Origin of the sequence: Crystallibacter permensis (genome assembly GCF_025960875.1) — a bacterium.
Classification (GTDB): Bacteria; Actinomycetota; Actinomycetes; order Actinomycetales; family Micrococcaceae; genus Crystallibacter; species Crystallibacter permensis.
On record NZ_JAODLR010000016.1, the window covers coordinates 41,340 to 68,001 of the forward strand.

At 64.6% G+C, this 26,662-nt stretch carries 24 protein-coding genes and 1 pseudogene; 19 read left to right on the plus strand and 6 right to left on the minus strand.

Annotated features, from left to right (window positions below):
* Positions 1-193: 193 nt before the first annotated feature.
* Positions 194-1,429, plus strand: a complete 1,236-nt coding sequence (locus tag B0G38_RS16610; RefSeq protein WP_264670440.1) for a DUF1624 domain-containing protein — start codon at positions 194-196, stop codon at positions 1,427-1,429.
* Between the two features lie 110 nt (positions 1,430-1,539).
* On the opposite strand, the gene B0G38_RS16615 is transcribed toward B0G38_RS16610, so the two are convergent.
* Positions 1,540-2,415 (minus strand): potassium channel family protein, encoded by an 876-nt coding sequence (locus tag B0G38_RS16615; protein ID WP_264670441.1) that lies wholly within the window; start codon positions 2,413-2,415, stop codon positions 1,540-1,542.
* Between the two features lie 279 nt (positions 2,416-2,694).
* Here B0G38_RS16615 and B0G38_RS16620 point away from each other — a divergent pair, with 279 nt between their 5' ends.
* Entirely contained in the window at positions 2,695-3,591 is an 897-nt protein-coding gene (locus tag B0G38_RS16620) for an aldo/keto reductase (protein WP_264670442.1), read from the plus strand.
* Between the two features lie 57 nt (positions 3,592-3,648).
* On the opposite strand, the gene B0G38_RS16625 is transcribed toward B0G38_RS16620, so the two are convergent.
* Together B0G38_RS16625 and B0G38_RS16630 are read right to left on the minus strand one after the other, a co-directional pair.
* The gene (locus tag B0G38_RS16625) at positions 3,649-4,227 is read right to left on the minus strand and encodes a signal peptidase II (protein ID WP_264670443.1); all 579 of its coding nucleotides are present in this window, start codon (positions 4,225-4,227) and stop codon (positions 3,649-3,651) included.
* Between the two features lie 142 nt (positions 4,228-4,369).
* Positions 4,370-4,957, minus strand: a complete 588-nt coding sequence (locus B0G38_RS16630; protein ID WP_264670444.1) for a TetR/AcrR family transcriptional regulator — start codon at positions 4,955-4,957, stop codon at positions 4,370-4,372.
* Positions 4,958-5,067: 110 nt separating this feature from the next.
* On the opposite strand from B0G38_RS16630, the gene B0G38_RS16635 reads away from it, so the two are divergent.
* From B0G38_RS16635 to B0G38_RS16650, 4 genes are all read left to right on the plus strand, one after another.
* Positions 5,068-5,277: a hypothetical protein gene (locus B0G38_RS16635; protein WP_264670445.1), complete on the plus strand. Its 210-nt coding sequence runs from the start codon at positions 5,068-5,070 to the stop codon at positions 5,275-5,277.
* Positions 5,274-5,801, plus strand: coding sequence for a DUF2269 domain-containing protein (locus tag B0G38_RS16640; protein WP_264670446.1), 528 nt, complete (start codon positions 5,274-5,276; stop codon positions 5,799-5,801). The genes B0G38_RS16635 and B0G38_RS16640 overlap by 4 nt, the downstream gene beginning before the upstream one ends.
* A 155-nt stretch (positions 5,802-5,956) precedes the next feature.
* Positions 5,957-6,265 carry a hypothetical protein gene (locus B0G38_RS16645; protein WP_264670447.1) on the plus strand — a complete coding sequence of 103 codons (309 nt, stop codon included), beginning with the start codon at positions 5,957-5,959 and terminating at the stop codon, positions 6,263-6,265.
* A gap of 315 nt (positions 6,266-6,580) precedes the next feature.
* Positions 6,581-7,498 carry a metal ABC transporter solute-binding protein, Zn/Mn family gene (locus tag B0G38_RS16650; protein ID WP_264670448.1) on the plus strand — a complete coding sequence of 306 codons (918 nt, stop codon included), beginning with the start codon at positions 6,581-6,583 and terminating at the stop codon, positions 7,496-7,498.
* Positions 7,499-7,576: 78 nt separating this feature from the next.
* On the opposite strand, the gene B0G38_RS16655 is transcribed toward B0G38_RS16650, so the two are convergent.
* Positions 7,577-7,801, minus strand: a complete 225-nt coding sequence (locus B0G38_RS16655) for a DUF305 domain-containing protein (RefSeq protein ID WP_264670449.1) — start codon at positions 7,799-7,801, stop codon at positions 7,577-7,579.
* A gap of 17 nt (positions 7,802-7,818) precedes the next feature.
* Positions 7,819-8,040 (minus strand): annotated as a pseudogene (locus B0G38_RS16660) (IS1595 family transposase); the annotation flags it as partial.
* A 1,063-nt stretch (positions 8,041-9,103) separates the two neighbouring features.
* On the opposite strand from B0G38_RS16660, the gene B0G38_RS16665 reads away from it, so the two are divergent.
* From B0G38_RS16665 to B0G38_RS16680, 4 genes are all read left to right on the plus strand, one after another.
* Positions 9,104-9,307, plus strand: a complete 204-nt coding sequence (locus B0G38_RS16665) for a hypothetical protein (RefSeq protein ID WP_071416379.1) — start codon at positions 9,104-9,106, stop codon at positions 9,305-9,307.
* 599 nt (positions 9,308-9,906) lie between these two features.
* Positions 9,907-10,239 (plus strand): metal-sensitive transcriptional regulator, encoded by a 333-nt coding sequence (locus B0G38_RS16670; protein ID WP_264670450.1) that lies wholly within the window; start codon positions 9,907-9,909, stop codon positions 10,237-10,239.
* A gap of 36 nt (positions 10,240-10,275) precedes the next feature.
* Positions 10,276-10,497: a heavy-metal-associated domain-containing protein gene (locus B0G38_RS16675; RefSeq protein ID WP_264670451.1), complete on the plus strand. Its 222-nt coding sequence runs from the start codon at positions 10,276-10,278 to the stop codon at positions 10,495-10,497.
* Positions 10,498-10,528: 31 nt separating this feature from the next.
* The gene (locus B0G38_RS16680) at positions 10,529-12,811 is read left to right on the plus strand and encodes a heavy metal translocating P-type ATPase (RefSeq protein ID WP_264670452.1); all 2,283 of its coding nucleotides are present in this window, start codon (positions 10,529-10,531) and stop codon (positions 12,809-12,811) included.
* Positions 12,812-12,998: 187 nt separating this feature from the next.
* Here the strand turns inward: B0G38_RS16680 and B0G38_RS16685 are convergent, their stop codons facing one another.
* The gene (locus B0G38_RS16685) at positions 12,999-13,424 is read right to left on the minus strand and encodes a pyridoxamine 5'-phosphate oxidase family protein (protein WP_264670453.1); all 426 of its coding nucleotides are present in this window, start codon (positions 13,422-13,424) and stop codon (positions 12,999-13,001) included.
* 444 nt (positions 13,425-13,868) lie between these two features.
* On the opposite strand from B0G38_RS16685, the gene B0G38_RS23405 reads away from it, so the two are divergent.
* The 9 genes from B0G38_RS23405 to B0G38_RS16730 all read left to right on the plus strand — a co-directional run bounded on the left by B0G38_RS23405 (position 13,869) and on the right by B0G38_RS16730 (position 26,358).
* A complete protein-coding gene (locus B0G38_RS23405; RefSeq protein ID WP_461610107.1) occupies positions 13,869-14,174 on the plus strand; it encodes an LOG family protein in 306 nt (101 codons plus the stop codon).
* A 108-nt stretch (positions 14,175-14,282) separates the two neighbouring features.
* Entirely contained in the window at positions 14,283-15,026 is a 744-nt protein-coding gene (locus B0G38_RS23410) for an LOG family protein (RefSeq protein WP_461610108.1), read from the plus strand.
* Positions 14,936-15,271 (plus strand): heavy-metal-associated domain-containing protein, encoded by a 336-nt coding sequence (locus B0G38_RS16700; RefSeq protein WP_071416372.1) that lies wholly within the window; start codon positions 14,936-14,938, stop codon positions 15,269-15,271. The genes B0G38_RS23410 and B0G38_RS16700 overlap by 91 nt, the downstream gene beginning before the upstream one ends.
* Positions 15,272-16,125: 854 nt before the next feature.
* The gene (locus B0G38_RS16705) at positions 16,126-18,618 is read left to right on the plus strand and encodes a heavy metal translocating P-type ATPase (RefSeq protein ID WP_264670454.1); all 2,493 of its coding nucleotides are present in this window, start codon (positions 16,126-16,128) and stop codon (positions 18,616-18,618) included.
* A 54-nt stretch (positions 18,619-18,672) separates the two neighbouring features.
* Positions 18,673-21,105, plus strand: coding sequence for a phosphoketolase family protein (locus tag B0G38_RS16710; protein WP_264670455.1), 2,433 nt, complete (start codon positions 18,673-18,675; stop codon positions 21,103-21,105).
* Position 21,106: 1 nt separating this feature from the next.
* The gene (locus tag B0G38_RS16715; RefSeq protein ID WP_264670456.1) at positions 21,107-24,364 is read left to right on the plus strand and encodes a beta-phosphoglucomutase family hydrolase; all 3,258 of its coding nucleotides are present in this window, start codon (positions 21,107-21,109) and stop codon (positions 24,362-24,364) included.
* The gene (locus B0G38_RS16720) at positions 24,361-25,422 is read left to right on the plus strand and encodes a type II glyceraldehyde-3-phosphate dehydrogenase (RefSeq protein WP_071416369.1); all 1,062 of its coding nucleotides are present in this window, start codon (positions 24,361-24,363) and stop codon (positions 25,420-25,422) included. The genes B0G38_RS16715 and B0G38_RS16720 overlap by 4 nt, the downstream gene beginning before the upstream one ends.
* Positions 25,419-25,688: a DUF2933 domain-containing protein gene (locus B0G38_RS16725; protein ID WP_264670457.1), complete on the plus strand. Its 270-nt coding sequence runs from the start codon at positions 25,419-25,421 to the stop codon at positions 25,686-25,688. Before B0G38_RS16720 ends, B0G38_RS16725 begins: the two co-directional genes overlap by 4 nt.
* A complete protein-coding gene (locus B0G38_RS16730; RefSeq protein ID WP_264670458.1) occupies positions 25,678-26,358 on the plus strand; it encodes a methyltransferase family protein in 681 nt (226 codons plus the stop codon). The genes B0G38_RS16725 and B0G38_RS16730 overlap by 11 nt, the downstream gene beginning before the upstream one ends.
* The last annotated feature ends 304 nt before the right edge of the window (positions 26,359-26,662 follow it).

Consider the following 26,662-nt stretch of genomic DNA (forward strand, 5'->3'; position numbering starts at 1 on the left):
TGAGATTCCGCATGCAAATACTTGAAGTGAGAGGGCTTTAGGCGCACCATCTCAGGCATTGCTGTGTTCGAGGCCGAGAGGCAGGCACTCAGGATTTTCCAAGTTTTTGACTTTAGGTTGATCCGGAAGGTTGGATACCGACATTGCCGGACAGGATGCCCATGCTCCGGAATGCTGTCCCTGAGGAGCGGCTGTGCCCAAGGCAGATGACACCACCGAAGGGTTCTTGCCGCCTTCCCCCGAGCAATTTGCAGGAAGCCGCAGACCCCGGATAAAGGGTGTTGACGCGGCGCGCGGAGCGGCGTTGCTGGGGATGCTTGCCGTCAACGTACTGCCGGCCGCAACAGCAGATCACGAGCCGACAATGACGACGATGATGTTGGCGGGGCACGCTTCGGCACTTTTCGCGGTCCTCGCCGGCGTTTCACTGGCGTTCATTTCCGGCGGGCGCCGCCGGTTCCTCGGCCGCCCGCTGTTGGCGGCAAAGGCCGGGCTTGCGGTAAGGGCACTACTCATTCTGGGGCTTGGCCTGTTGCTAGGTTACGCGGAACCGGGTCCGGCGATTATTCTGGCCTATTACGGTGTGATGTTCCTGCTGGCGGTGCCGCTGCTGGGCCTGCCACCGTGGGCGTTGGCCGTCCTTGCGGTCGGCTCCGCCACTCTGGCACCGGCTCTCCTGCTGGGCCTGCAAGGCGATCTGCCTACCGTGCAAACGGACAATCCCACGTTCACTGACATTTTTGAAGAGCCGGTCGGGTCGGCGGTCCTCCTGACGTTCACCGGCTTCTACCCGGCAGTACCGTGGATGGCTTATATCTGTGCCGGCATGGTGATCGGGCGGCTGAATCTGTCTTCGCGGCGATCCGCGGCCTGGCTGCTGGCCGGCGGCGTCCTGCTCGCACTGTTGGCATGGGGTGTCTCGGCGTTCCTGCTCGGGCCCGCCGGCGGCTTTGGCCAGCTCGTTGCTTCGTCGCCGGGCCTCGCTGCTGACGACGTGAACGAAGTCTTTGTCTATGGTCCGGATTCGGGTTTGCCGGGCGGGTCCTGGTGGTGGCTGGCGGTAATGGCCCCGTACTCGTCGATGCCTTTGGAATTGCTGCATACGATCGGTACGTCTGCGGCGGCACTTGGGCTCGTTTTGCTGTTGGGCAAGGCATTCGATCCGATTATCGGCGTCCTGGCCCCGGCGGGGAGCATGACGCTGACCCTGTATTCCGCCCATCTGCTCTTCGTGTCCACCAGGTTCCTCGGCGACAGGCCCTTTGTCTCGCTGGCTGTCCAGGCAGGCGCAGCGGTCATCTTCGCCGTGGTCTGGCACAGTACGAAGGGCAAAGGGCCGCTGGAAGGCCCGCTGGGTGCGTTGTCCGAAAAGGTCCGCAACCGGATCAGGCATCGGCGCCGGGCAGCGCTGGATCCGGCGGCCGAGTGAGTAGATCTACCGGAGACACCGAGGCTACGGGGATATGCGGCGGGCTTTTGCAGCGGATTGGGTTCCTCGCCGGTCTGGTACCGCCCCCTGCGTGTGGCACCGGGTCCGGGTCAGGCCTGGGTGCCTTGGCCGTGGTCGTTAGCGTAGGCCGCGAAAACGTCTTCGGAGTTCTTATCCCTGGCCACGAAATCCTCTTGGAGTTTTTTCGCGAGCTGTTCCAGTGCGAGGGAGATCCGCCGGGCGCTGAGCTGCAGCTCCTTGACTGGGGAAGCGTCCGCCGCATCCCGCAATGCCAGCGCGTACGGCAGCTGCCGGGCCAGGGAAAGGTCAGGGTCCTCTTCCTGAAAGTAATAGCTCTCCGTGTACTGGGTGAAGTCGATGCGGATCTTCTCAAGCTGGGCCGTCAGGGTGTCCAGGACACGGGTAGCTACAGCATGGTCGACTTCGCCGAGTGCCTTGGCGTAATTGACGTCGGCGAGGCCTTTGAGCTCCAGGGCCAGTGCCCGGCGCCGGGACAGAGGAGGATAGACCTGGGTGAACCAGGTCAGTGCCGCGGTCAGCAGGGCGAAACCGGTCAGCCCCTGCAGCGGGGAGGCCAGGCGAACCCACGGGTCGGTGGCCACAACATCCCCAAAGCCCAGGGTCGCCAGGGTCACGAGGGAAACGTAGATTGCCTCAGCGAAGTCAGGGTAGTCTGCTGGATTCACCCCCGGAGAGTACATGAAACCGCCCGGGATATGCGGGTAGTAGATGAGCGCCCAGCCGATTGTCTGCAGGGACACCCACAGCAGGATCACGGCGACCATCGCCGCAGGTCCCACGGCAGACCCCAGCCGGTGGCCGGTCGCCCTCGACGCCCTCCAGACACCCGAGAGCACCAGATGGCTCAGGTAGCCCTTGCCGCTCGGGTGCAGCAAGCTGTGAAACATGTCGATTAATCCCAGTGCGGCGAGTGAAATTCCGGCAACTGTCAGAAGTAGATCCACGTCCGGCCTCCGTCTTTGGTGTTGTTCCAGTCGTGCTGGCCCGCAGGTTCGCTCATGTGGCCGGCAAGTAACCGGCCGCCTGCGCATTCCGGCGCCCGTATCAATCACGATCCCATCGGAGAAGGCTCCATCGTAGGCAGGGGGCAACGCCTCTTCATGTTCCCTGTGCTTCTGCACGCTTGCCTCGCGGCTTCCTTGAGGAGAAACGGCACCAGCTTCTTGCAACGAAATTCACAGGTCTCAGTAATCTAGCAGTACCGAGGACAAGAGGAACTTAGGATGCAGAAGAAGTTGTTGGGACAAACCGGCCTGTTCGTTTCCGAACTTGGGTTTGGGGCCGGTGGATACTGGGGGTTCACGGCCTTTCCCGAGAAGAAGGCGGCCGCGCTGATCGACATAGCCCTCGAGCACGGAATCAACCTTTTCGATACCGGACCCAACTACAGCGCCGGGAACGCCGAAACAAGGTTGGGCCGAATCCTTAAGGAAAGATCCGCAGAACCCGTCGTGGCTACCAAGGTGGGCACCAGATTCGTCAACGGCAGGCACATTAAGGACTTCACCCCGGGCGGCATCGAAAGAAGCATTGTCTCGAGCCTGAGAAACCTGCAGCTGGATCAACTACCGCTGGTTCACTTCCACGGATTCCCCCGACCGGCAGGCCCGGCAGTCGAGAAACTCCTGGAGCTCAGGGAGCGGGGCCTGATCGGCCACGTTGGCGTCTCAGCAAACGGCTCCGGCGCCAGGAAAACTGCAGAATTGGACGTCTTCGATTCGCTGATGATTGAGTACAACGTCATCAACAGGGCCGGCCCGGCAAAAATCATCGATACAGCCGGCAGCCGGGGCATGGGTGTTCTGATTAAATCCCCGCTGGCGCAAACCCTGTTTTCGAACGATATTTTCAAAATCAGGCGCCGAAGCGACATCTGGTATCTGCTCCGGGCAATGAAGAATCACAGAAGCAAGTTCACCCGCGGCCGGAACTACCGGTTCCCTAACCATATTGACGGCATGACCGGCAGCGAAGCGGCCCTCAACTTTGTGCTCGCCAACCCTCATGTCACCAGTGCCATCACCGGAACCGTCGATGCCCAACATCTTGTCAGCAATATCGAGGCTGCGGGCAAAGGTTTGCCGCGGGAATTGCTCAAGAGAATCGAGTCGACCGGATAGGCCGGCAGAAGGCGGGACCGGCGTTCCATGTGGGACGGCCAGATTCCCGGGGGTTCCTCACGCGCGTCCCCGGCTCCGCAGCGGCGGCTTGGGCCGTCTGCTCAGGGCAGCCAGGCCGAGCAGGCACATTCCAGCAATCAGCCACACTTCAGCGAGGTTGAAGTCGGGGAGCCATCCCGTATAGAAGTATTCGATATGACCGTGTCCCTCCACCCGGCCAACCAGCTCTGCCGTCGCCCCACCAAGGATCAGTGCGCTGGCAATCAGATCTGAGGTATGCCCCGCCATTGCAGCGTGCAGTGTATAAGCGCCCAGTATGATGACGGCCAAACCCATTCCTGTGAGGAGTATCCGCTCAGGAAATTCAACAGCGTCAGCGTTGGATTGTGCGTCGTAGGCCGGCCGCAGCTTCAGGAAGCCGAAATCGAAAACCGGGGCATCAGGCAAGCGGGCCGATGTCCAGGATTTTAGGCCCAGATCGGCGACCGCCAGAAGAGCTGCCGTCACATAAACCTGCACCAGCCGCCGAAAAACCGGAACATGATCCGAAGCCTCTGGCCCAGTCATCGAAGTCCTGCCTTTTATGCCACAAAGAACGTCCGTATTCAGCGAGGAAATCCGCTGGCCGTGCCCCATGCTTCCTATCTCCGTCCTTAGTCTACGGCCAGGCACTCTGGCAGACCGCGGACAGGAGGCCATCGGTTTTTACCACCGGTTCCGGTGTACGGGGCGGAAGGCGAAGGCCCCGGTTTCTTGTTCTACCCGGCTTCGTGCCGGCTTACATGTTTCCTGTACCGCCGTCAGGGAACTTCAGGCCGGCCATGATGACGGCCACGAGCCGGTGGACGGCTTCCTGGGATGACAGCGTGTTTGCCGCTGCGAGGGCATGCAGGCAGTAGACGGCTAGCTCCTCCGGCGAAACGTCAGTCCGCAGGTCACCGGCGTCCGCCGTCTCGCCTATCAGATCCCGGATGAAATCCTGGAGATGCTGTTGGGCTCGGGAAACATGTCCGCCATGGTGCAACAAGGCAGCGAGTTCGGTGCCGTGACGTTGATAAGAGATCCGCGCGTAGGCTTCCAGTACGGCTTTGAGCCGCTCGGCAGGGTTGCCGGCCCCGTGCCGGATCCCGGCCAGCTGTTCAAGATGGCCGGTGACTTGGCGTTCGTGCCAAGCGGCCATAATCGCATCGACATCCGGGAAGTATTTGTAAAGCGTGGCCCTTCCGATGCCAACCGCCTCGGCGACCTGGGTCATCGTCACCGAGGCAAGCCCATGCCTGTGCACGAGGTCTGCAGTCGCGTCCAGTGTTGCAGCCCGTACGGCATCACGGTGGGCCGCTATCGTCTCGTTCCACAGTTTGGGCACGCTTTTAGTTTAGGGTGCGTGGTAAGACCCGGATTGATCAAGACACTCTGTATCGTAAACTGTTGTTGTCGACCGCCGTTGATGCCCGCCTTCAGAGGAGAACCCCGCTCATGGACGAACCGCACAACAATCCCCGGCAGGACCCGCAGACCGGTTCCGGCCGCGATTCCGCTCCGCGGACGCCCCGCTGGGTATACATCTTCGGAATCATCGCCGCCGTCCTCGTCCTGGCGTTTGCGATCTTCCACCTTGCCGGCGGCGGGATGGGCAGGCACGCTCCGGCCTCCAGCGGCTGGGAGTACGGCGTACGGCAGCCATGAAAATGCCTCCGCGGCTTCGCAAACTGGCCCTCACCGCCCACGTCACGGCATCCGTTGGCTGGCTTGGCGCCGTGGCCGGTTTCCTGGTCCTGGCCATCGCGGGCCTGGGCAGCAGGGACCTGCAGACCGTGCGCGCGGCCTACATTTCCATGGAACTCATCGGCTGGTTCGCGATCGTCCCGCTGAGCCTTGCGTCGTTGCTGACCGGAGTCATCCAGGCCCTGGGCACTGTCTGGGGGCTGTTCCGGCACTACTGGGTGCTTGCGAAACTGCTGATAACCGTCGTTGCCAGCTTCCTCCTGGTCGTGCACATGCAGCCGGTCAGCCTCATGGCCGATCGGGCTGCCGGGACGGCCTTGACGTTCGCTGACCCGGACGGACTGAAGGTCCAGCTGCTCGCCGACGCCGGCGCCGCTTTGGCGGTTCTGCTCGTGGCCGTAGTGCTCTCCGTTTACAAGCCCCAGGGCAGGACCCGGTACGGGTGGCGCAAGCAGCAGGAACAGCGCACGGCGTTGTTGCCGTAAGGCCTGCGCCAACGCGGGTCCGTCCAACCGCTTCAGGCCTTTCCACCGCGGCCCCACGTTGGCCCCTGCACCGGCATAATGAGTCTGGCTGGAAACAGCCGTTTCCATAATTTTTATTCGGCTCCGGCCGGTTTTAGAGAACGAGGACGCTGAAGATGAACGCACTGATTTGGGCCGTTACGAACCCGTTTCCGGACCAAGGAACGGATTTACGCCCTGGCCTGGAACCGGACCAGGTGACCCCCGGCGCCCTCGGTTTCTTCGCCACCTTCTTCCTGGTCGTCGCCGTTGTGTTACTGATGCGCTCCATGGCTTCCCACATTCGGAAAGTCCGTTACCGTTCAATGGTCCTCGAACGCCTGGAGCCAAGCCCCGCCGCTGCAGGAATCCCGTCGGCCGGCACCGCGGATGGCCGGTCAGTCAGCACCGAGAACGCCGCTTTGATCAGCGTGAAGCCGGACTGAGTGGCTGGGGCAAGCCCAGCAAGCAGCTTGCCCCGACCGACCCTAACCCTCCAGGCTTCACCCGCGAACGCAGCGGCTTTGTTAGTCCATCGAGGCGCGGACTGATGTCCGTCCGGGCCAATCCAAGGTTGGTTACGGCCACGCTTCCTGCTATCGGTCCGGCCCGACAAAGAGTGCAGGTGGCCGCCGCGGAGCTGGGGGTCCGTGAATATGCGTTGGTAGCGGCCGGACGAGCTGCCACTTCTTCTGGAATGATTCTCATTTACAATGATGAGGTTGAACCGATTTCATCCCCTGGACTTTGAGGATTAACCAATGCGCCGTCCCCCTGCCCTTTTGCGGATCTTTGCCGCTGCCGGAGTCCTCCTCCTTTCTGCCTGCGGCCAGTCCCCCGGCGGATCTGCCGGGCCGGAGACATCCGATACGTCCGCCGCGATCAGCGTGGTGACGAGCACGAACGTTTATAGCGACATCGTGCGGACGATTGGCGGGGACCAAGTAGAGGTAACGCCCATCATCACTAAAATCAGTCAGGATCCGCACTCCTATGAGCCGACGGTGCGGGATAGGCTCGCGGTTTCGGAAGCCGACCTCGTTGTCAGCAACGGAGGAGGTTACGATCCCTTCCTCGACACCCTTACCGACAGCCTTGGTCTTGGCCCGGCCAAAATTATCGATGCGGTGGAGGTCTCCGGAGAAAACGGCAGCGGCTCCAACGAGCATATCTGGTACGACATGCCGTCCGTTGCAGCGGTTGCCGATCTGATTGCTTCGCGGCTCGGTGACCTTGATGCCGAAAACGCCGAACTGTTCACAGAGAACGCTGAACGCTTCAAGGCCGACATCGGGCAGATCTCCGACAAATTAGCGGACGTTAAGTCCACACATGCGGGAGAAGGCGCAGCACTCACCGAACCGCTGCCGGCATACATGCTTGAAGCTGCCGGGTTGGTAAACCGGACCCCCGAAGATTTTCTGGAAGCGGTCGAGGAAGGCACTGATGCACCGGCAGGGGCGCTGAAGGAAACCGTTGAGCTCATGTCATCCGACAGCGTACGTTTGCTGGCCTTCAACAGCCAGACTTCCGGTCCGCAGACGGAGTCAGTCCGGGAGGCTGCCGATGCGGCCAAACTGCCGGTTGTCGAGTTCAGCGAGACGCTGCCCGAAGGTACAACATTCGTTCAATGGATGAATGAGAATGCCGACAACATCGCTGGCGCCCTGCAGTCTTAGCAGCGGGGACAATACTCGACGTTCATGCCGCCGGACCGTGAGCCCGGCGGCACGACGCAGTCAGGTTGAAGGCGCGGGTCAGTCCTCCCCCTCCTGTGCGGAGAGCCAGGTGCGGAAGTCGACAACTTCCGCTTCCTGATTCAGGATTCCAGTGGCCGCAGCCACCCTCAGCTGGGCATGGGGCGCCCTGGACTGCGGCTCCAAGGACTCAATGATTCCGCCCTGGTGATGCGGGATCATGCGCATGACAAAGGCTTTGTCAAAGCCCTCGCCTTCATCGACCCGGCGCAGTTCTTTGATCATTTGTATTAGGTATCTGCTTAGCTGAAGTCCTTCTCGTTTTCCGGGATAACGAGGGTTTTCAGTGGATGGGGGCCGGTACTCACAGCCTGGTCCAGCAGGCGATAGAAGAGCAGCCCGCGGCTCTTGGACGTGCGCCGGTTGAACCGGAAGGTGAACTCGTCGAGGTAGTAGGCGAACTGTTCCCTTGAGGCGCCGTAATGCATGGTGCCGATCATCCAGCGCTTGAGCTGGGAGGCGACAATCATGGTAACAGACCCCCATGCCAGAAGTACGGCAAGCTGAGCGCTCACCAGTTCCGCGGTTCCTGCCAGGCGCTGAACGGCAGGTTTTGGATCATCTGCCTATACGAACCACGGGAACCGGAAGATATTGGCCAATGTGCTGCCCAGCAAAAACGCGACGAAGGCGATGTGCGCGAAAGCCACGATAATTGTGTGTAGACCCCGAGTCCGTCATTGGCCACCATTCTGTCTACACTCCCGCCCCGCATCAGCCGGACCATGCCGAATACGATCTGTGCGATCAGCTCGTCGCCGCCTGAAGCGGGGCGTTCCCCTGCCGGGGCCGGCAGAACAGGCAGAGCTAAGCATGCGCCGAGCAGAAGACATGATCCGCCTTCCGGACCGATACTGCACCATCTTCCGCCCGCGAAGCCGATGTCAGGGCGGAGCAGCCGCGCCGCCGACGCTGCTTTAGGAGGATGCGCATCCGGATTCCCCGTCGTTGTCCTGCCCTTCGGCTTTTTCCCTGGCCTGCTGCTGGTGTTGGCGAAGTTTCTCTGCGGCATCGCGGCGGCGGCGCATCTGTCCCCGCAGCCCGCTGCCCCAGCTACCGTCGGCCTCGGGAAGGATCAGGGGTATGGCAGAAGTGGCAGGCTGCCGCCGGGAGCCGGCTTCCTCGTCTCATTCGTCACCCATACTGGATCGTCCCACCCGGCCACGGCCGCTAACAACACCCCCTGCGTACAGCAAAGGGCGATACCGGGCCCCGGGGCCCGCTGCCTTGGGCTGTCCGCCGTAACACGATGGTGTTGCCGGCAGGGTGCCAGCCAGTTGAAGGGTTACCGAATGCGCACAAAGACCGGCCTGCGTGGTACGAGAAGTCATCAGCCGGAACAACGCCAACCCGCGCGCTATCCCCCGGCTTCACGTTGGCTGACCGCTGCCGCGTCATCCGTAGCCGGGAGGCAGATGCCGTAAACTCAAACCGGCTGGCTGGGTTTTCAAACCCCGGGGCCGGTGGGCATGACAGACGGCGGGCGTGGGCACTACAGCTTTACAGATGTCGCCAAAGGAGGATCCATTGGAGGAGCTGGTAGGGGACGCCATCATGGGCATCGTCGTCGCCTCAGCGGTAGTGCATTCGGCCTCCTTCCTCCTGGTGCTTGGCAGTACGGGTCGGCGTGGCGCGGTGGCCAGGATCGGCATGCTCGTCGGATCGCTTGTCCCGCTCCTGGGCCCGGTCCTGGCCATCGTCACAGCCTGGGCTTCCCGTGGACGGCGTTGATTGTGTCAAGGCCGTAACGCTTAAGTGCGGAATCAGGACGACCGGGCCTGCCCCGTTGTCGAATGCCGGGCGAGGCAATCCGCCGGGCTCATAGCCAGCCGGAAACCGACATCGCATACATGCACCCCACGCCGCAGCCACTAACTGGCAGGACCTTTCGCTCAATCCCGGCCCGTTGCAGCAGGCCTTGGCGATGGACACTCCGCTGCTATTGCAGCAGACCTGGTGGACCACGGCAGCGAGGGCCTGTGCGGCCTTCATCGCTCCGCTCAACGGGCACGGCGCTACCCTGCCTGGCCAGAACACGAGTGCGAGGCGAATGGCTTTGCGGGCTGATCGCAGTGACAGCCGGTCACGTCGCACAACTCACCCGGAATGGACTTCTTGGAGGTCCGGACGGGCCCGGCGCAGCCGATGGCAATGGTCTTCGTGACCGCTCTGTGCTCGCTCCCCGTCCGCTCCGGTCTCACGATGCCGCGCACGCTCAGCCTGCAGGGCCGACCCACCGCTCGCGCCGAGCACTTTAATAGGCCAGCGCGATACCTTGACCGATTACCCCCTAGGGGTATATATTGGAGGAAACGATGAAAGGACCGGCCATGGAAGCCGTAGTTTCGACACCCCTTGACGAGGGGGCCATTCACGGATACACCGCCGACAAGGCCGCCTACAAACGCCGGCTCAACCGGATTGAGGGGCAGGTCCGCGGTATCGCACGGATGATTGAGGACGACAAGTACTGCGTCGACGTTCTCACGCAGATTTCCGCGGTCACCAAGGCGCTCCACGCGGTGAGCATCGGACTGCTTGAGGAGCATATTTCGCATTGCGTCGTGGGTGCAGCGAACGAGTCCGTGGCCACCGGGGACCCTGCCGCAGTCCAGGACAAAGTCCGGGAAGCCTCGGAGGCGATCAGCCGCCTGCTGCGCTAGCCGAAACCTCCCCAGCTACCGATAAGGACAATCACCATGGAAACTACCATCAGCATCTCCGGAATGACCTGCGGACACTGCGTGGACGCCGTGACCGAGGAACTCTCGGCCCTCGACGGTGTCGAAGAGGTCAACGTGGAATTGAACAAAGGCGGTATCTCCCGCGCGGCCATCAGTTCCAGCACGCCGCTGAAGCCGGCGGAAATCAGCGAAGCTGTCGCGGAGGCTGGCTACGTCGTCGTCTCCAACGGCGCCTGAACACCTCACCCCACAGCGACGGAACAGGATTATGGCAACCACGACGCAGACAGAAGCGCCGAACACACGCATCGTTGAACTAGACATCGAAGGCATGACCTGCGCCTCCTGTGTGGCCCGCGTCGAACGGAAACTGGGCAAACTCGAGGGCGTCAGCGCCACGGTCAACCTTCCGCTTGAGTCAGCCCAGGTCACGGTCCCGGCGACGGTAACCGACCAACAGATCGTCGAGACGGTCAACGCGACCGGCTACAAGGCCACACTCAAGACGGCCTCCGCCCCGGAGGTACCGGAGCGGGGTGCCATTGCACCCGATACCGGCGGTCCCGGTGAGGGGCAGGCGGCAGCCGGAACACCGGTCCATGTGCACGCTGCCGGACTGCTGCGGCGGCTGATCGTAGCCGCGGTGTTCACCGTTCCCGTGGTTGTTGTTTCGATGGTCCCGGGAGCCCAGTTCCCGAACTGGGGGTGGCTGGCCCTTGTCCTGACGCTTCCGGTGGTGAGCTGGGCAGCCTGGCCGTTCCACCGGGCTGCGGCCATCAACGCCCGGCACCTGGGATCGACGATGGATACCCTGGTCTCGCTCGGGGTCACCGCCGCGTTCCTGTTCTCTGCCTGGCAGCTCTTCGCCGACCCTGACCTCACCGCCCACCCTGGCATGGACATGGATGCGCACGCGCTCTACTTCGAAGTCGCCGCCGTGGTCGTAACCTTCCTGCTGCTCGGCCGCTACCTGGAAGCCAACGCCAAGCAGCGGGCCGGAGACGCCCTCAAGGCACTGCTGAACCTCGGGGTGAAAGAGGCCGTGGTCCTGCGTAACGGGGTGGAGACCCGTGTCCCGGCCGGATCCCTGGCCGCCGGCGATGTCTTCGTCGTCCGCCCGGGCGAAAAGATCGCGACCGACGGCATTGTCGCAGAGGGCGAAAGCGCGGTCGATGTCTCTCTGGTCACGGGAGAATCAGTGCCGGTGGACGTGACACCGGGCGACCCGGTCACCGGGGCAACCATCAACGCCTCCGGCCGCCTGCTCGTCAGGGCAACCAGGGTGGGCAGCGAAACCACTCTGGCGCAGATGGGCCGCCTCGTCAGCCAGGCCCAAAGCGGCAAAGCGCCGATCGCCCGGCTCGCCGACCGCATCAGCTCCGTATTCGTGCCCGTCGTCCTGGCCGTCGCCGTGCTGACGTTCGTCCTCTGGATGGTCATCACCGGTGACCTGAACGGCGCCTTCACTTCCGCCGTCGCCGTGCTCGTCATCGCCTGCCCCTGCGCCCTCGGGCTCGCGACCCCGGTGGGGCTGCTAACCGGCACCGGACGCGGAGCCCAGCTCGGCATCCTGATCCGCGGACCCCAGGTCCTCGAAGACACCCGCACGGTAGACACGATCGTGCTGGACAAGACCGGCACCGTCACCACCGGGAACCTCGCCGTCACCGCCGTCACCCCGCTGGCCTCCATCGGTGAGGATGAGATCCTGCAGTTGGCTGGAGCCGTCGAAGCCGCCAGCGAGCACCCGCTCGGCCGCGCCATTACCGCCGCCGCCGGGCAGCACGGACCGCTCCCGGCGGTCAGCGCTTTCACCAGCACCCCCGGCGGCGGGGTCCGCGGCACTGTCAGCGGGCACACCGTCGTGGCAGGACGCGAAGGCCTGCTGGCCGGTCACGGTATCACCGTCATGCAGGAACACCGCGAGCTGCTGTCCGAGTTGCAGGACGCCGGTGCGACCGCCGTCTGGGTCGCCGTCGACGGGACACCTGCCGGGATCATCAGCCTCCGGGACACCATCAAGGACGGCTCGAAGGCGGCCGTGACCCGGTTCCGGGAGCTGGGGCTGCGCCCGATGCTGCTCACCGGAGACAACGCCGCCGTCGCGGCGCAGGTCGCGAAGGCCGTCGGCATCGACGCGCACGATGTGCTGGCCGAAGTCCTCCCGCATGAGAAAGTCGAGCACGTCCGCCGCCTCCAGGTCTCCGGCAGGACAGTGGCCATGGCCGGCGACGGCGTCAACGACGCCGCTGCCCTGGCACAGGCCGACCTGGGCATAGCGATGGGATCAGGCACCGACGTGGCCATCGAAGCAGCCGACCTGACGGTCATGGGCGACCACCTGCCGCAGGTAGCCCAGGCCATCGAACTCTCCCGCCGCACCCTCGCCACGATCAAGACAAACCTCTTCTGGGCCTTCTTCTACAACGCGGTCGGAATCCCGGTCGCCGCGCTAGGACTGCTGAACCCAATGATCGCCGGTGCCGCCATGGCTGCCAGCTCCGTACTTGTCGTCACAAACTCGCTCCGGCTGCGCCGCTTCGGACGCTAGTCCAATCAGAGCTGGAGCAGCAGCAGGTCATTGCAGGTCAAGGGTCTGAACGAGACGGGGAGGGCCCACAGTCCCCTCTGTGGCCGGCTCCGGGGCAGAAAGACGGATGGATCACGCCTTGTGTGAACCGGGCGTATTCGCTTCCGATCGGTCACAGTCCATGCCGCTGCCTAAAGGCGTTGAAGCGTTAGAACCGCTCGGGCTGTTCGCCCAGGATAAAGTGCCGGCCGCTGATGCGCTCCGGTTTCACCTCGATGTAGAAGTCCTTCAGCGTGGGAACCCAGGTTTTCAGTCCCAGGCTTTCGGCTTCGGCAATCTCTGCGCCGGACTGCAGGACCCTGGCTGTTCCCTTCACGACGACGCTCCACGCTTCGTCACTGCCGATACCGTCCGTTTCGAACACCACGTTCTCGTTGATGGTGATCTCCGCGAGCTTCGTGCCCGGTGCGCTGCGCATGAGCAGGACTCCGTCGTGCACCAGGTAGTTAATAGGGAAGATGTCCGTCTCCCCCGCCGCTGTCAGGACAATCCGGCCGTGCCGGGTCTTTTCCAGCAGCTTCCAGCACTGGTCGTCGGTGAGTTCAAGGATCGGATCGTCATGTTCGAACATCATGCCCCCCATTCTTCAAAGGTTTGCTGCAAAAGCAAAGCGGTTCAGCGACAGTCCGCCCGGTGCGGGTGGGTAAACCGTGCGGCAGGCCTGCCCCGCCTCGTGGCCGGAGCCGCCGGCGACTGCCTTCGTTTGAGCGCCCAAGGGGCAACTGTGCCAGCTCCAGGGAATTTGCGGTACCCCCAATGATCTGCCCCTGGCATCAGGGTGTACGTGTGTGGATTCTGCTGCAACAGTCCGGCACTCCCGGACCGGGCAGGACAGTCAGCCAGGCCACCGGCAAATTGGTGCCAGGCATTCCGGCACCTCGAGTCCCGCATAAGAACAGTTGCCGTTCTTCGGCAGCCGCGTGTGCCGGAGAATGGGTACGGGCAGGCAAAATGACGCGACGAGCTTTGAAGCGTGCGGGCCTGTGCGTTGCGCTGTAGGGGAAAGGTTGTGGTCCGAATGAAAATGACCGACACCGAACTACTATCAGTACCGGCCGGCCCTGCCGATGATCCGGCACGGGTGGCAAGGATCCTGACTGGATTCGAGGAAGGGTTCGATGCGTTGGCCCGGATAGGCAAAGCCGTCACGGTCTTCGGATCCTCCCGTACGCCGCGTGAGGATCCCGACTATGACCTGGCACGACGGCTGGGAGCAGAATTAGCCGGACAGGGATTCACCGTCATTACCGGCGGTGGCCCCGGCATCATGGCCGCGAACAGGGGTGCTAAGGAGGCGGGCGGAACCTCGGTAGGTTTGGCATAGAGCTTCCCCACGAGCAAGGCTTAAACGACTACCTCGATGTATCCGTCACGTTTAAGATACTTCTAGATACTTCTAGATACTTCTAGATACTTCTTTGCGCGAAAGCTTATGTTCGTTCGATATTCATCAGCGTTCCCGGTACTTCCCGGTGGGTTTGGAACTTTGGACGAACTGTTTGAAGCGCTCACGTTGGTGCAGCCAGGGAAGATGCACGAATTCGCAGTGGTCCTGTTGGGCTCCGAGTGCTGGAGCGGCCTCTACTCGTGGTTGCCCGAGAAGCCCGGAAGCCGGGGCCTGATCGCCCCGGCCGATTTACGGTTGCTCCGAATTGCCGACAGGTCGACGACGCCGCCGGGTTCGCCCATGAGTGTCACCTCCGCCAACTCGCCCTGCAACGGCACCAGCACCGCCCGCCCCTTCCCCGGTACCGGCTGCACACGAAGCCCTTTGACCCCATGGCGGGTCTTCCGGAAATCCTCCCCCATCAGGTCACGCCCTGATGATTCCGGCTGGCATTGGAAGCCGGCGGGCGGACCCCGGGGACACAGTTCACCATACTGCCTTGGGTGTGAGCCATACCCCATGGTAAAGACCTTGACGCATACCCCTAGTGGGTATACATTGGGATTACCGGAACATGCTGTCTCGGCCCCGCGAAGGGTCCTACGCGATGAAGGTCCCCGCAGTGCGGCAGGGCCGGGCCCTCCCAGGTCAAAATCGGCCCCACCGCACGCTTTGCAACCATCTTTGAGGAGATCGATATGTGCGGTTCAACAGTCCAGGAAACCCCCCGGAACACCAACAGCGCGCCAGGCTGCTCCTGCTGCGGCCCGGCCCAGCACTCCGAAGTGATCATCCAGACCACAACCCCTGCCGCCACAGAGTCGGAATACCTGGTTAACGGCATGACCTGCGGGGGCTGCGCCTCCGGCGTCTCGCGCGAGATCGGCAGGCTCGACGGTGTCGGTGATGTCCAGGTCTCGCTGGTTCCCGGCGGCACCTCGAAGATTACGGTTCGCAGCACTGGACCGTTGTCCCCTGAGGCCGTCCGCGCCGCGGTAGCCAATGCGGGCTATGAGCTCGCCGGAAGCAGGTAGCCGCTGTTGACGCCGGCCTGCACTGTGCGGGCCGGCAAGGCTGACCCGTCACAGTGAAAGTGCCGGCGAAGACACATCCCCCGGATTCCCTCCTCCTCCCCCTGCCTCCTGCCGCCATATGGCAAAGACCGGGACGCACGGCGGATCGTTGGAAACAAAAGCTCAAAGCCCTGAGTGCGCATGTATGCTCGGACTTGGGGCTTGCCCCGGCGGGACTTTCAGATCGAAGATCAGGGGGTAAGCACTATGCCTGGAGCACGGCGCCGATGCCTTCGCTCCCCCTTGTCCGCGTGGCTGGCGGCACTTACCCTGCTCGCCGTTCTTACCGCCGTGAGCATCGGCTTCCCCATGAATCCAGGCCAATGGTCCGAAGCCTCCGGATGGGGCGCTCAACTCGAACCGCCCGCGCCGGCGGGTTCAGATTCCCCGGACCACGGCCACCGCCTCTCCAATGACAACACCGCTGCGGCGAACGTCTCTGCCTCAGTCCTTCCCGACAGCTTGGCGCCCTCTGACCATTGCCCACACAGCGACGGCCAGGAAGCCAAGTGCTCCACTGGCATAGCCCCTGCGGTGTTGACGGAGTCCTTGTCGGACAGACCCGATTTCAGCCCCACCTTCATGGTGGCGGGTCCGCCGGCTGCTACGGCTGACACATCAAAGACGCACGCGAAACCCGTCTGCCTTCTTCAGCTTTCCACCAGCCGCGTTTAGGACAACTTTGACCTGATCCATTTTGCCGGGCACCAGCGGATCAGGTCCTTCCGCCACCGCATGTTCCCGGCGTGCGATCACGCTGAGCTGGAACTTCCGCATCGCTTGAGCAACGTCAATTCCGAGAGGAACAAATACCCGTGAATCAAAAAACCCAAACCGCGGTCATGGAGGTATCCGGTGTCCACTGGGCCTCGTCCAAGTCGGTCAGCGAATCCGTGCTGTCCCGCAGACCGGGCGTGCTCAGCGTGGAGACCAATCCTGTGGCCCAGACCGCCAACGTCACTTTCGACCCGGACCGGACTTCGGTCGCGGAACTGACCCGGTGGGTGCGTGAGTGCGGCTACCACTGCGCCGGCCAATCCGTGCCGGAGCACATCTGCGACCCCATGCACGAAGACCATGCAGGGCACGAAAGCCATTCAGGACACGGAACGACGGCGCTGAAGGAACCCGCGGCACCGGGCGGCACGGAGAACATCACGGTTCAGGAAGCTCAGGTCTCCCACGGGGAGCACGGGGAGCACGCCGGGCACGGCAAGGCCGCGGTCCGGGACGCGCAGGAAGTCATGGGCCACGGCGGGCATGGCGGGCACGGCATGTCGATGGAGTCCATGATCCGTGACATGCGCAACCGCTTTCTCCTGGCGGCTCTGCTGTCAATACCCATCACCCTCTGGTCGCCTATCGGGCGCGACGTCCTCGGCTTCACGGTCCCGGCCCCGTTCGGCCTGCGCGACGACGTCTTCGCGCTCATCCTGTCCCTGCCGGTGATCTTTTACTCGGCTTGGATCTTCTTTGACGGCGCCTACCGGGCGTTGAAGGCCCGCACCCTGGACATGATGGTCCTGGTCGCCGTCGGCGTCGGAGCCGGCTGGCTTTACAGCCTCATCGTCACGCTGACCGGTGGCGGCGAAGTGTTCTACGAAGCGGCCACCGTCCTGGCCACCTTCGTGCTGCTGGGCCACTGGTTTGAAATGCGGGCACGGGGCGGCGCCAACGACGCCGTCCGTACGCTGCTCGAACTCGCACCCTCGATGGCCCTGGTCATTCGCGACGGGGAACCGGTGGAAGTCCCGACCGCCGAGGTGATGCCCGGGGATTTGATGCTGGTCCGTCCGGGATCGAAGATCCCCACCGACGGTGTCGTCGAAGAGGGCGAATCCGAGATCGATGAGTCCATGGTCACCGGGGAAAGCCTGCCGGTCGCCAAATCCGCCGGCTCTGAGGTGATCGGCGCTTCGGTGAATACCACCGGTACGCTCCGTGTCCGGGCCACCAAAGTCGGCGCCGACACCGCCCTGGCACAGATCGTCGCCCTGGTGCAGGAGGCCCAGAACTCCAAGGCACCCGGGCAGCGGCTGGCGGACCGGGCCGCGTTCTGGCTCGTGTTCGTCGCCCTGATCGGCGGCTCGGCGACGTTCCTGGCCTGGTGGCTCGCTGGCGCCAGTGTGGCCCAGGCCATCCTGTTCGCCATCACCGTGGTGGTCATCACTTGCCCTGACGCCCTCGGTCTGGCCACTCCGACCGCGATCATGGTCGGCACCGGGTTGGGCGCCAAACGCGGCGTGCTGTTCAAGAATGCCACGGCACTGGAAACCTCCGCCCGCATCGATACCGTAATTCTTGACAAGACCGGCACCCTGACCAAGGGCGAACCGGAAGTCACCGATTTCATCGCCCACGGCATCGGCGAGGATGAACTTCTGGCCCTCGTCGCCGCAGTGGAACGCGAATCCGAGCACCCCCTGGCCGGCGCCGTCGTCAACTACGCCGTGGCTCGGGGCGTGTCCTCGCTGGACGCCAGTTCCTTCCGGAATGTCCCCGGACACGGTGCCGGTGCCACCGTGGACGGGCGCAGGGTCCTGGTGGGGAACCGAAAGCTCATGATTGCCGAAGGCGTTGATATTGCCCCCATCGCCGAGCAGCGTGAAACCCTCGCCTCCACCGGCCGCACCGCGGTGTTAGTGGCCGTGGACGGCAGGGCCGCCGGTGTCATCGCCTTGGCCGATGCCGCCCGCGAGACCGCTGCCCCCGCCGTGGCGGCCCTGCACGAGGCCGGGATCGAGGTTGTCATGCTCACCGGCGACAACGAGGCCACCGCCAGGCGCATCGCCGCCCAGCTGGGCATCGACACGGTCATCGCCGAGGTGCTCCCGGAGGATAAATCCGCGAAGGTAACCGAACTTCAGAAGGCGGGTAAACGGGTCGCCATGGTCGGCGACGGCGTCAACGACGCTCCCGCCCTCGCCCAGGCCGACCTCGGCATCGCCATCGGTGCCGGCACCGACGTGGCCATCGAAACCGCAGACGTGGTGCTCATGCGCTCTGATCCGCTGGACGTGCCCACAGCATTGCGCATCGGCAAGGGCACCGTGCGCAAGATGCGCCAGAACCTGGGCTGGGCCATCGGCTACAACGTCATCGCTCTGCCGATCGCCGCCGGCGTCTTCTACCCCTCACTCGGCATCATGCTCAGCCCGGAAATCGCCGCCATTTCGATGTCCGGTTCCAGTGTCATCGTCGCGGTCAACGCCCTGCTCTTGAAGCGGCTGGACCTGCCGGAGCCGGGAGAGGCCATGGGCCAGGTCGCCGAAGCCGCGCCCGCACCCCAACCCACCGGCGCGAAGTAGATACAGCGGTTCAGATTACGACCGTCATGACGAAAGCGAAAGGCAGCTACATCCATGAACCACACTCAGGAACTGTCCGAGAAGGATTGCGTACTGACGCCCGATCAGCTTCAGCGCATCCACGCCTGGTGGCGGGCGGCAAACTATCTGTCCGTGGGGCAGATTTATCTGATGGACAACCCGCTGCTGCGGGAACCGCTGCGGCCGGAGCATGTTAAGCCGCGGCTGCTGGGGCATTGGGGCACCACTCCGGGACTGAACTTCATTTACGCCCATTTGAACCGGGTCATCATGGAGCGGGACCTGGACATGATGTACGTCATGGGCCCGGGACACGGCGGGCCGGGCCCGGTCGCCGCCGGGTGGCTTGAAGGTACCTACAGCGAGACCTATCCCGATGTATCCCAGGACCTGGCGGGGATGAAACGGCTGTTCAAACAGTTCTCCTTCCCGGGAGGCATTCCCAGCCACGTCGCCCCGGAAACCCCCGGATCCATCCATGAAGGCGGGGAGCTGGGGTATGCCCTCTCCCACGCCTACGGGGCGGCCTTCGACAACCCGGACCTGATCGTCGCGGCGGTTGTGGGAGATGGGGAAGCCGAAACCGGGCCGCTGGCGGCGAGCTGGCACTCCAACAAGTTCATGAACCCGGCACGTGACGGGGCCGTGCTGCCGATCCTGCACCTGAACGGCTACAAGATCGCCAATCCCACGGTCCTGGCCCGCATGGACCGGGACGAACTGGAGGGGCTGCTGCGCGGCTACGGCCACACCCCCTACTACGTTGAGGGCGAAGACCCGGACCAGATGCACCAGGACTTCGCCCGGACCCTGGACGCCTGCCTTGACGAGATCCGGGAAATCCGCCGCCGTGCCCGGGACGAGGGCCGGACCGAACGCCCGCGTTGGCCGATGATCGTGCTTCGCTCCCCCAAGGGATGGACGGGACCGGCCGAAGTCGACGGGCAGAAGGTCGAAGGCTCCTGGCGCTCCCACCAGGTGCCCTTCAGCGCCGCACGGGAAAACGAGAGCCACCGGCAGGTCCTGGAGGACTGGCTGCGCAGCTACCGCCCGGAGGAACTTTTCGACGACTCCGGTGCCCCGGTCGAAGCGGTCCGCGCCCTGCACCCGGAAGGGGCACGGCGGATGAGCGCCAGCCCGCACGCCAACGGCGGTGTCCTGCTGAAGGACCTGCGGATGCCCGACTTCCGCGACTACGCGGTGCCGGTGTCCGAGCCGGGCACCGGGGCGGTGGAGGCCACCCGTGTGCTCGGTGAAATGCTGCGGGACGTCATGGCCGCCAACATGGACAACTTCAGGGTCTTCGCCCCGGATGAGAACAATTCGAACCGGCTCGGCGCCGTGCTGGAAGCCACGGACCGGGCCTGGAACGCCCGGACCGTCGAGGAGGATGACCGTCTCGCCCGTGATGGCCGGGTGATGGAGATCCTCTCCGAGCACACCTGCCAGGGCTGGCTGGAAGGCTACCTGCTCACCGGCCGGCACGGGCTCTTCTCCTGCTACGAGGCCTTCATCCACATCGTGGACTCCATGTTCAACCAGCACGCCAAGTGGCTGGATACCGCCAACGGCATCTCCTGGCGCCGGCCGGTCGCTTCCCTTAATTATCTGCTGACCTCCCACGTCTGGCGACAGGACCACAACGGCTTCTCCCATCAGGATCCGGGCTTCATCGACCACGTGATCAACAAGAAGTCCGAGGTGATCCGCGTGTACCTGCCGCCGGACGCGAACACGCTGCTGTCCGTCGCCGACCACTGCCTGCGCAGCCGCCAGTACGTCAACGTGATCGTGGCCGGCAAGCAGCCGCAGCTGCAGTATCTGGACATGGACGACGCCATCGTGCACTGCACCAAGGGCATCGGCATCTGGGACTGGGCCAGCACGGATGCCGGCACCGAACCGGACGTGGTGATGGGGTGCGCCGGGGACGTGCCGACCATGGAAACCCTGGCCGCCGTGGACATCCTGCGCTCCCGCTTCCCGGACCTGAAGATCCGGGTGGTCAACGTCGTGGACCTGATGCGGCTGCAGGACGACGCCGAAAATCCGCACGGCCTGGCCAACCGTGAGTTCGACGCCCTGTTCACCACGGACAAGCCGGTCATCTTCGCCTACCACGGCTACCCGTGGCTGATCCACCGGCTCACCTACCGGCGCACCAACCACGGCAACTTCCACGTCCGCGGGTACAAGGAGGAAGGCACGACCACGACACCGTTCGATATGTGCGTGCTCAACCAGATCGACCGGTTCAGCCTGGCCATCGACGTCATCGACCGGGTGCCGCGCCTGAAGGACATCGCGGCGCACGTGCGCGAGGAGCTGAAAAACAAGCTGATCGAGCACCGCCAGTACATCCGGACCCACGGCGAGGACATGCCCGAAATCAGGAACTGGCAATGGGCCGCCGTGCCCGGGCCGGCCAACCGACCGGCCGATGAAGCGCGAGAGGAACCGGTTTAGCATGTCCCCCGTTCATCCCGGCGGACTACACCCGTCCCAGGCCTCCGGGCACCGCACCCTATTGCCCTTTGATGCTGTGCTCTTCGATATGGACGGAGTCGTCACCCGGACAGCCGTCGTACATGCGGCGGCCTGGAAGGAGCTGTTCGATTCCGTCCTGGCCGACCCGCGGTCCGGCACAGGAGCGGACACCCCACCGTTCGACGCCGATGCGGACTACCGGCTTTATGTGGACGGCCGGAAGCGCGAAGACGGCATCCGCGCCTTCCTGGCCTCCCGCGGGCTGCACCTGTCCGAAGGTTCCCCCGGTGACCGGCCGGAAGCCTGGACGGTTGCCGGACTGGGGTCGCGCAAGAATGACCTGTTCCTCACGGCACTGGCCCGGGACGGGGTCAGCGCCTATCCCGGGACTGTCGCGCTGCTGGAACGGCTCCGCGAGGCGGGTATTCCCGTGGGCCTGGTCACGGCCAGCCGCAACGCTGCTGCCCTCCTGAAGGCGGCGGGCCTCGAACCGGCATTCGACGTGATCATCGACGGCCAGACCGCCGAGGATCAGGGTTTGCCCGGCAAGCCGGATCCGGCGATGTTCCTCGAAGCCGCCCGCCGGCTCGGCGTGCCGCCGGAGCGTGCCGCGGTCATCGAGGATGCCGTCTCCGGCGTGCAGGCGGGCCGCCGCGGCGGCTTCGGACTGGTGGTCGGCATCGACCGCACCGGTCACCGGGAGCAGCTGGAACTGGCGGGGGCCGACGTCGTCCTGGGCGACGTCGGCCAGCTGGATCTGGGTGCTTCACGCACCGACCCCTGGACGCTGGTCTACGAAGGATTCGACCCGGCGCACGAGGGCCACCGGGAGGCCCTGACCGCCCTGGGCAACGGGTACATGGCCACGCGCGGTGCCCGCCCGGAGCGCAACGATGACGGGACCCACTATCCCGGGACCTACCTGGCCGGGGTCTACAACCGGACTGCGGGCATCATCCACGGCCGCGAACTGGAAGAAGAACACCTGGTCAACGTCCCCAACTGGCTGCCGGTCGACGTCCGCATCGGCGACGGGCCCTGGTGGTCAACCGGCGACCTCGACGTCACGGAAGAACGAAGCGAACTCGACCTGCGCCGCGGCGTGCTCACCCGCCGCGCCACCCTCACCGGCCCCGAAGGCGGGCAGCTGTCCGTGGTGCAGCGGCGGCTGGTCTCCATGCACCGCCACCACCTGGCGGCCCTGGAAACCACGCTGACGGCCCGCGGCTTCACCGGCACCCTCAGCGTCCAGGCGGGCATCGACGCACAGGTGGCCAACACCAACGTCCGCGCCTACGTCGGCACCGGCCAGGGGCACCTGGCGGACGCCACGTTCACCGAGACGGACAGCAGCACCGTCCTGTGCGAGGTCGAGACCACCCAGAGCCGGATACGGATCGCCCTCGCCGTCCGGACCGGGTTCAACGGCGCTGCAGCGGTCACCTCCCGCGGTGCCGAAAACGGTAACGCACGGTACCGGCGGCAGTTCGACCTCCGGCTGGCCGACGGGCAGCCCGTCACCATGACCAGGACCGTGGCCCTGGCCACCTCCCGGGATCATGCCATCTCCGCTCCCGCGGCTGGAGCCCTGGCGGAGCTTGCCCGCCACGATACCGGCTTCGGTGTGCTGCTGGAGGACCATGAGGCGGCCTGGCGGCGGCTATGGGACCGGTTCGGGATTGACCTTGACGCGGACCGGCAGTCACAGCTGGTGCTCAACCTGCACGTGTTCCACCTGCTGCAGGCCATCTCCGGGCACAGCGCCGTCCTGGACGCCGGGGTGCCGGCCCGGGGCCTGCACGGGGAAGGCTACCGCGGACATGTGTTCTGGGACGAACTGTTCGTCCTGCCCGTGATCGGGCTGCGCCTGCCGGAGGTCAGCCGGGCGTTGCTGGAGTACCGCTGGCGCCGGCTGGACGCCGCGCGGGCCGCCGCCCGCACCGAAGGCCTGAACGGCGCGCTCTTCCCCTGGCAGAGCGGCAGCGACGGCCGGGAGGAGACGCCCCGCCAACTGTACAACCCCCGCTCGGCCCGGTGGATGCCGGATAACTCCAGCCGCCAGCGCCACGTCGGACTCGCCGTCGCCTACAACGCCTGGCAGCACTTCCAGGCCACCGGCGACCGGGACTGGCTGGCATCCCGCGGGGCGGAACTGATCATCGAAGTGACCAGGATGTTCGCCTCCCTGGCCACCTTCGACCCGGCCGGGGACAGATACCACATCGCCGGCGTGATGGGACCGGACGAGTACCACGACGGCTACCCCGACGCGCCCGGGACCGGCCTGCGCGATAACGCCTACACCAACGTCCTGCTCTCCTGGCTCTGCGACCGCGCGGCCGACGTGCTGCGGGAACTGGCAGGCCACCCCGGCGACGATGTCGCCGACCGGCTGCACATCAGTCCGGAGGAGATCAGCCGCTGGTCCCGGCTCGGTTCCAGGCTCGCCGTCGCTTTCCATGCTGACGGGGTCATCAGCCAGTTCGACGGGTACGAGGACCTGCTCGAACTGGACTGGCCGCGTTACCGCGCCAGGTACGGCAACATCGGGCGCCTGGATCTGATCCTCGAAGCCGAAAACGACGACACCAACCGGTACAAACTGGCCAAACAGGCCGACGTGCTGATGCTCCTCTATCTTCTCGGGCCCGCCGGCGTGACCGGCCAGCTGCGCCGGCTCGGCTATCCGGTCACCGAAGAGGACCTGGAACGCACGGTAAATTACTACCTCTCCCGCACGGCAGAAGGTTCCACGCTCAGCCGCGTAGTGCACGCCTCGGTGCTCTCCCGGTTTGACGCATCCCGGGCCTGGCAGGTCTTCCGCGAAGCCCTGATCGCCGATCTGGACGACACCCAGGGCGGCACCACGCGTGAGGGAATCCACCTGGGCGCGATGTCCGGGACGGTCGACATTGTTATCCGCTCCTTTGCCGGCCTACAAATCGAGGCCGACGCCCTGACCTTCGCTCCCCGGCTGCCCGCCCACCTGGGAACAACCGGATTCCAGTTCCAGTACCGGGGGCACCGCATCGACGTGCACCTGGGCCCGGAACACCTCCGGATCCGGCTGCAGCCCTGCACCGCGCCCCCGGTCCGCATCGGCGTCGCGGGAAACTACGCGCTGCTCGCCGGCGGCGACGAAAAGACTTTCCCCGTAGCTTCAACGCCGGGACTGTCCGGGCCGGCACCAACCACAAAACCAACAACGCAACCACAATCAGGAAGGACAAGCCCATGAGCAAGACCAGAGTGGCCGTCAACGGATACGGCGTCATCGGCAAACGCGTAGCGGACGCAGTCGCACTGCAGCCGGACATGGAACTGATCGGCATCGCCGACATCGTCACCGACTGGCGGATCCAGTCCGCTGCGGGAAGGTTCCCGCTGTTCGCGTCCACAGACGAGGCCCGGCAAGCGATGCTTCAGGCCGGGCTTCCCGTCGCGGGCTCACTGGAGGACCTCCTGGGGCAGGTGGACGTCATTGCCGACACGACACCCAAACACGTGGCAGCAGAGAACCTGCCCCGCTACCGGGCCGCAGGCGTGAAAGTTGTGCTGCAGGGCGGAGAATCCCACGAGACCACGGGGCACTCGTTCGTGGCCCAGGCCAACTATGAGAGCGCGCTGGGACGGGACATGACCCGCGTGGTCTCCTGCAATACCACCAGCATTGTCCGTGTCCTTGGCGCGCTGCAGGACGCCGGGCTGCTGGCCAAGGCCCGCGGCGTTCTGATCCGCCGCGCGACCGACCCCTGGGAGTCGCACCTGGGCGGGATCATGAACACCATGGTCCCGGAATCTAAAATCCCTTCCCATCAGGGGCCTGACGCCCAGACCGTCCTGCCCGGCCTGGACCTGGTGACCATCGCGGCCAAAGGCGCCCACACCCAGACCCATAACCACTACTGGACGCTGCAGCTCACCCGCCCGGCCAGCAGGGAGGAAGTCCTCGCGGCCCTGCGCACCGCGCCGCGCATCGCGTTCATCCGGATGGCCGACGGACTCGTCGCCCTGAACTCGACCATCGAACTGATGAAGGACCTCGGCCGGCCCCGCGGGGACATGTGGGAAGTCGCCGTCTGGGAGGACCTCGTCACGGTCCAGGGCGACGAGGCCTACCTGACCTACCAGGTCTACAACGAGGCCATCGTCGTACCCGAAACCATCGACGCCATCCGCGCCCTGACCGAAACCGCGCCCGACGCGGCGGACTCCATGAAGATCACCGACTCAACCCTGGGCATGCGGCAGGACTTCCTCGCCGAAAACGTGTCCGCCCTGCGCGGCGACCGGTGAACCATAACGAACACCCGGCCGGCCACCGGCCCGGCCCGCCGCCTCCGCAGCAGCCAGGTCCGGACAGGCGGGCCCTGTCTGTGCGCGCCGGGCTGGCCTTCCTGATTGTCATTGCCGTGATCTACCTGCTGACCAGCCACTGGCTGCACGTACTCGACGCCCTGCCCTACGTCCTCGTGGTGGGAATGCTGGGGATGCACCTGTTCGGCCACGGCGGCCACGGCGGCCACGGCAACACTACCGGGAGGACGGACGATGCCGGATGATTACGGGTACAACCTCTGGTTCCTGGTGATCCTGAACTCGGCCATCTTCATTATCTTTGCGTTCAGTTTTGTCAAACCCCGGACGAAACCGGACTGGCGGGCCTTCGGCGGGTTCTCCGCCTTCGTGATCGCCCTGTTTACCGAGATGTACGGGTTCCCGCTGACCATCTATTTCCTGTCCGGCTGGCTGGGCAGCCGGTTCCCGGACCTGAACCTGCTGACCCACAATTCCGGTCACCTGTGGCAGGACCTGTTCGGCTGGCAGGGCGACCCGCACCTGAACCCCCTGCACCTGCTGAGCAACGTGCTCATCTTCGCCGGCTTCATCCTGCTCTACCAGGCGTGGCGGATCCTGTATGCAGCCCAGCGGGAACACCGGCTGGCGGTCACCGGCATCTACGCCCGTATGCGCCACCCCCAGTACCTGGGATTCCTGACCATCATGTTCGGCTTCCTGCTGCAGTGGCCCACCATCCTGACACTGATCATGTTTCCGATCCTCGTGGTGGTCTACCACCGGCTGGCCAAACGCGAAGAAAAGGACATGACAGCCGGATTCGGAGACGATTACCTCGACTATGCCCGCCGGGTGCCGGCCTTCATACCGCGGCTGAGGCCGAACAAAACCAGTCCCGGACCGAACCGGCCGCACGGCCCGGACACCCGGTAGCGCCCGGTGCGGCCGCCAGCCTCCGGCAGCCACTCCGGGTTCTCGTAAATGGCTGCTGTACTTGCTGCAGGCGCTCCGGGGGGCGGAGCCACAACTGCCGCCCCCGGCCACCCCTTGGCCGGCCTTACGGGCGGCCCGCAGCGGGACGGTACCCGCCGGGTCACTGGCTCCGCTTCGCGTATCCTGATGATCCTGACCGGAGGAGGTGAGCACGAACGTTCATGGAACTCTCTGACCGCCCTTCGTCCCGTCTCCCTTCCAACGGCGGCAACCACGGTGCTCCCATGCGTAACCGTGACAAAGG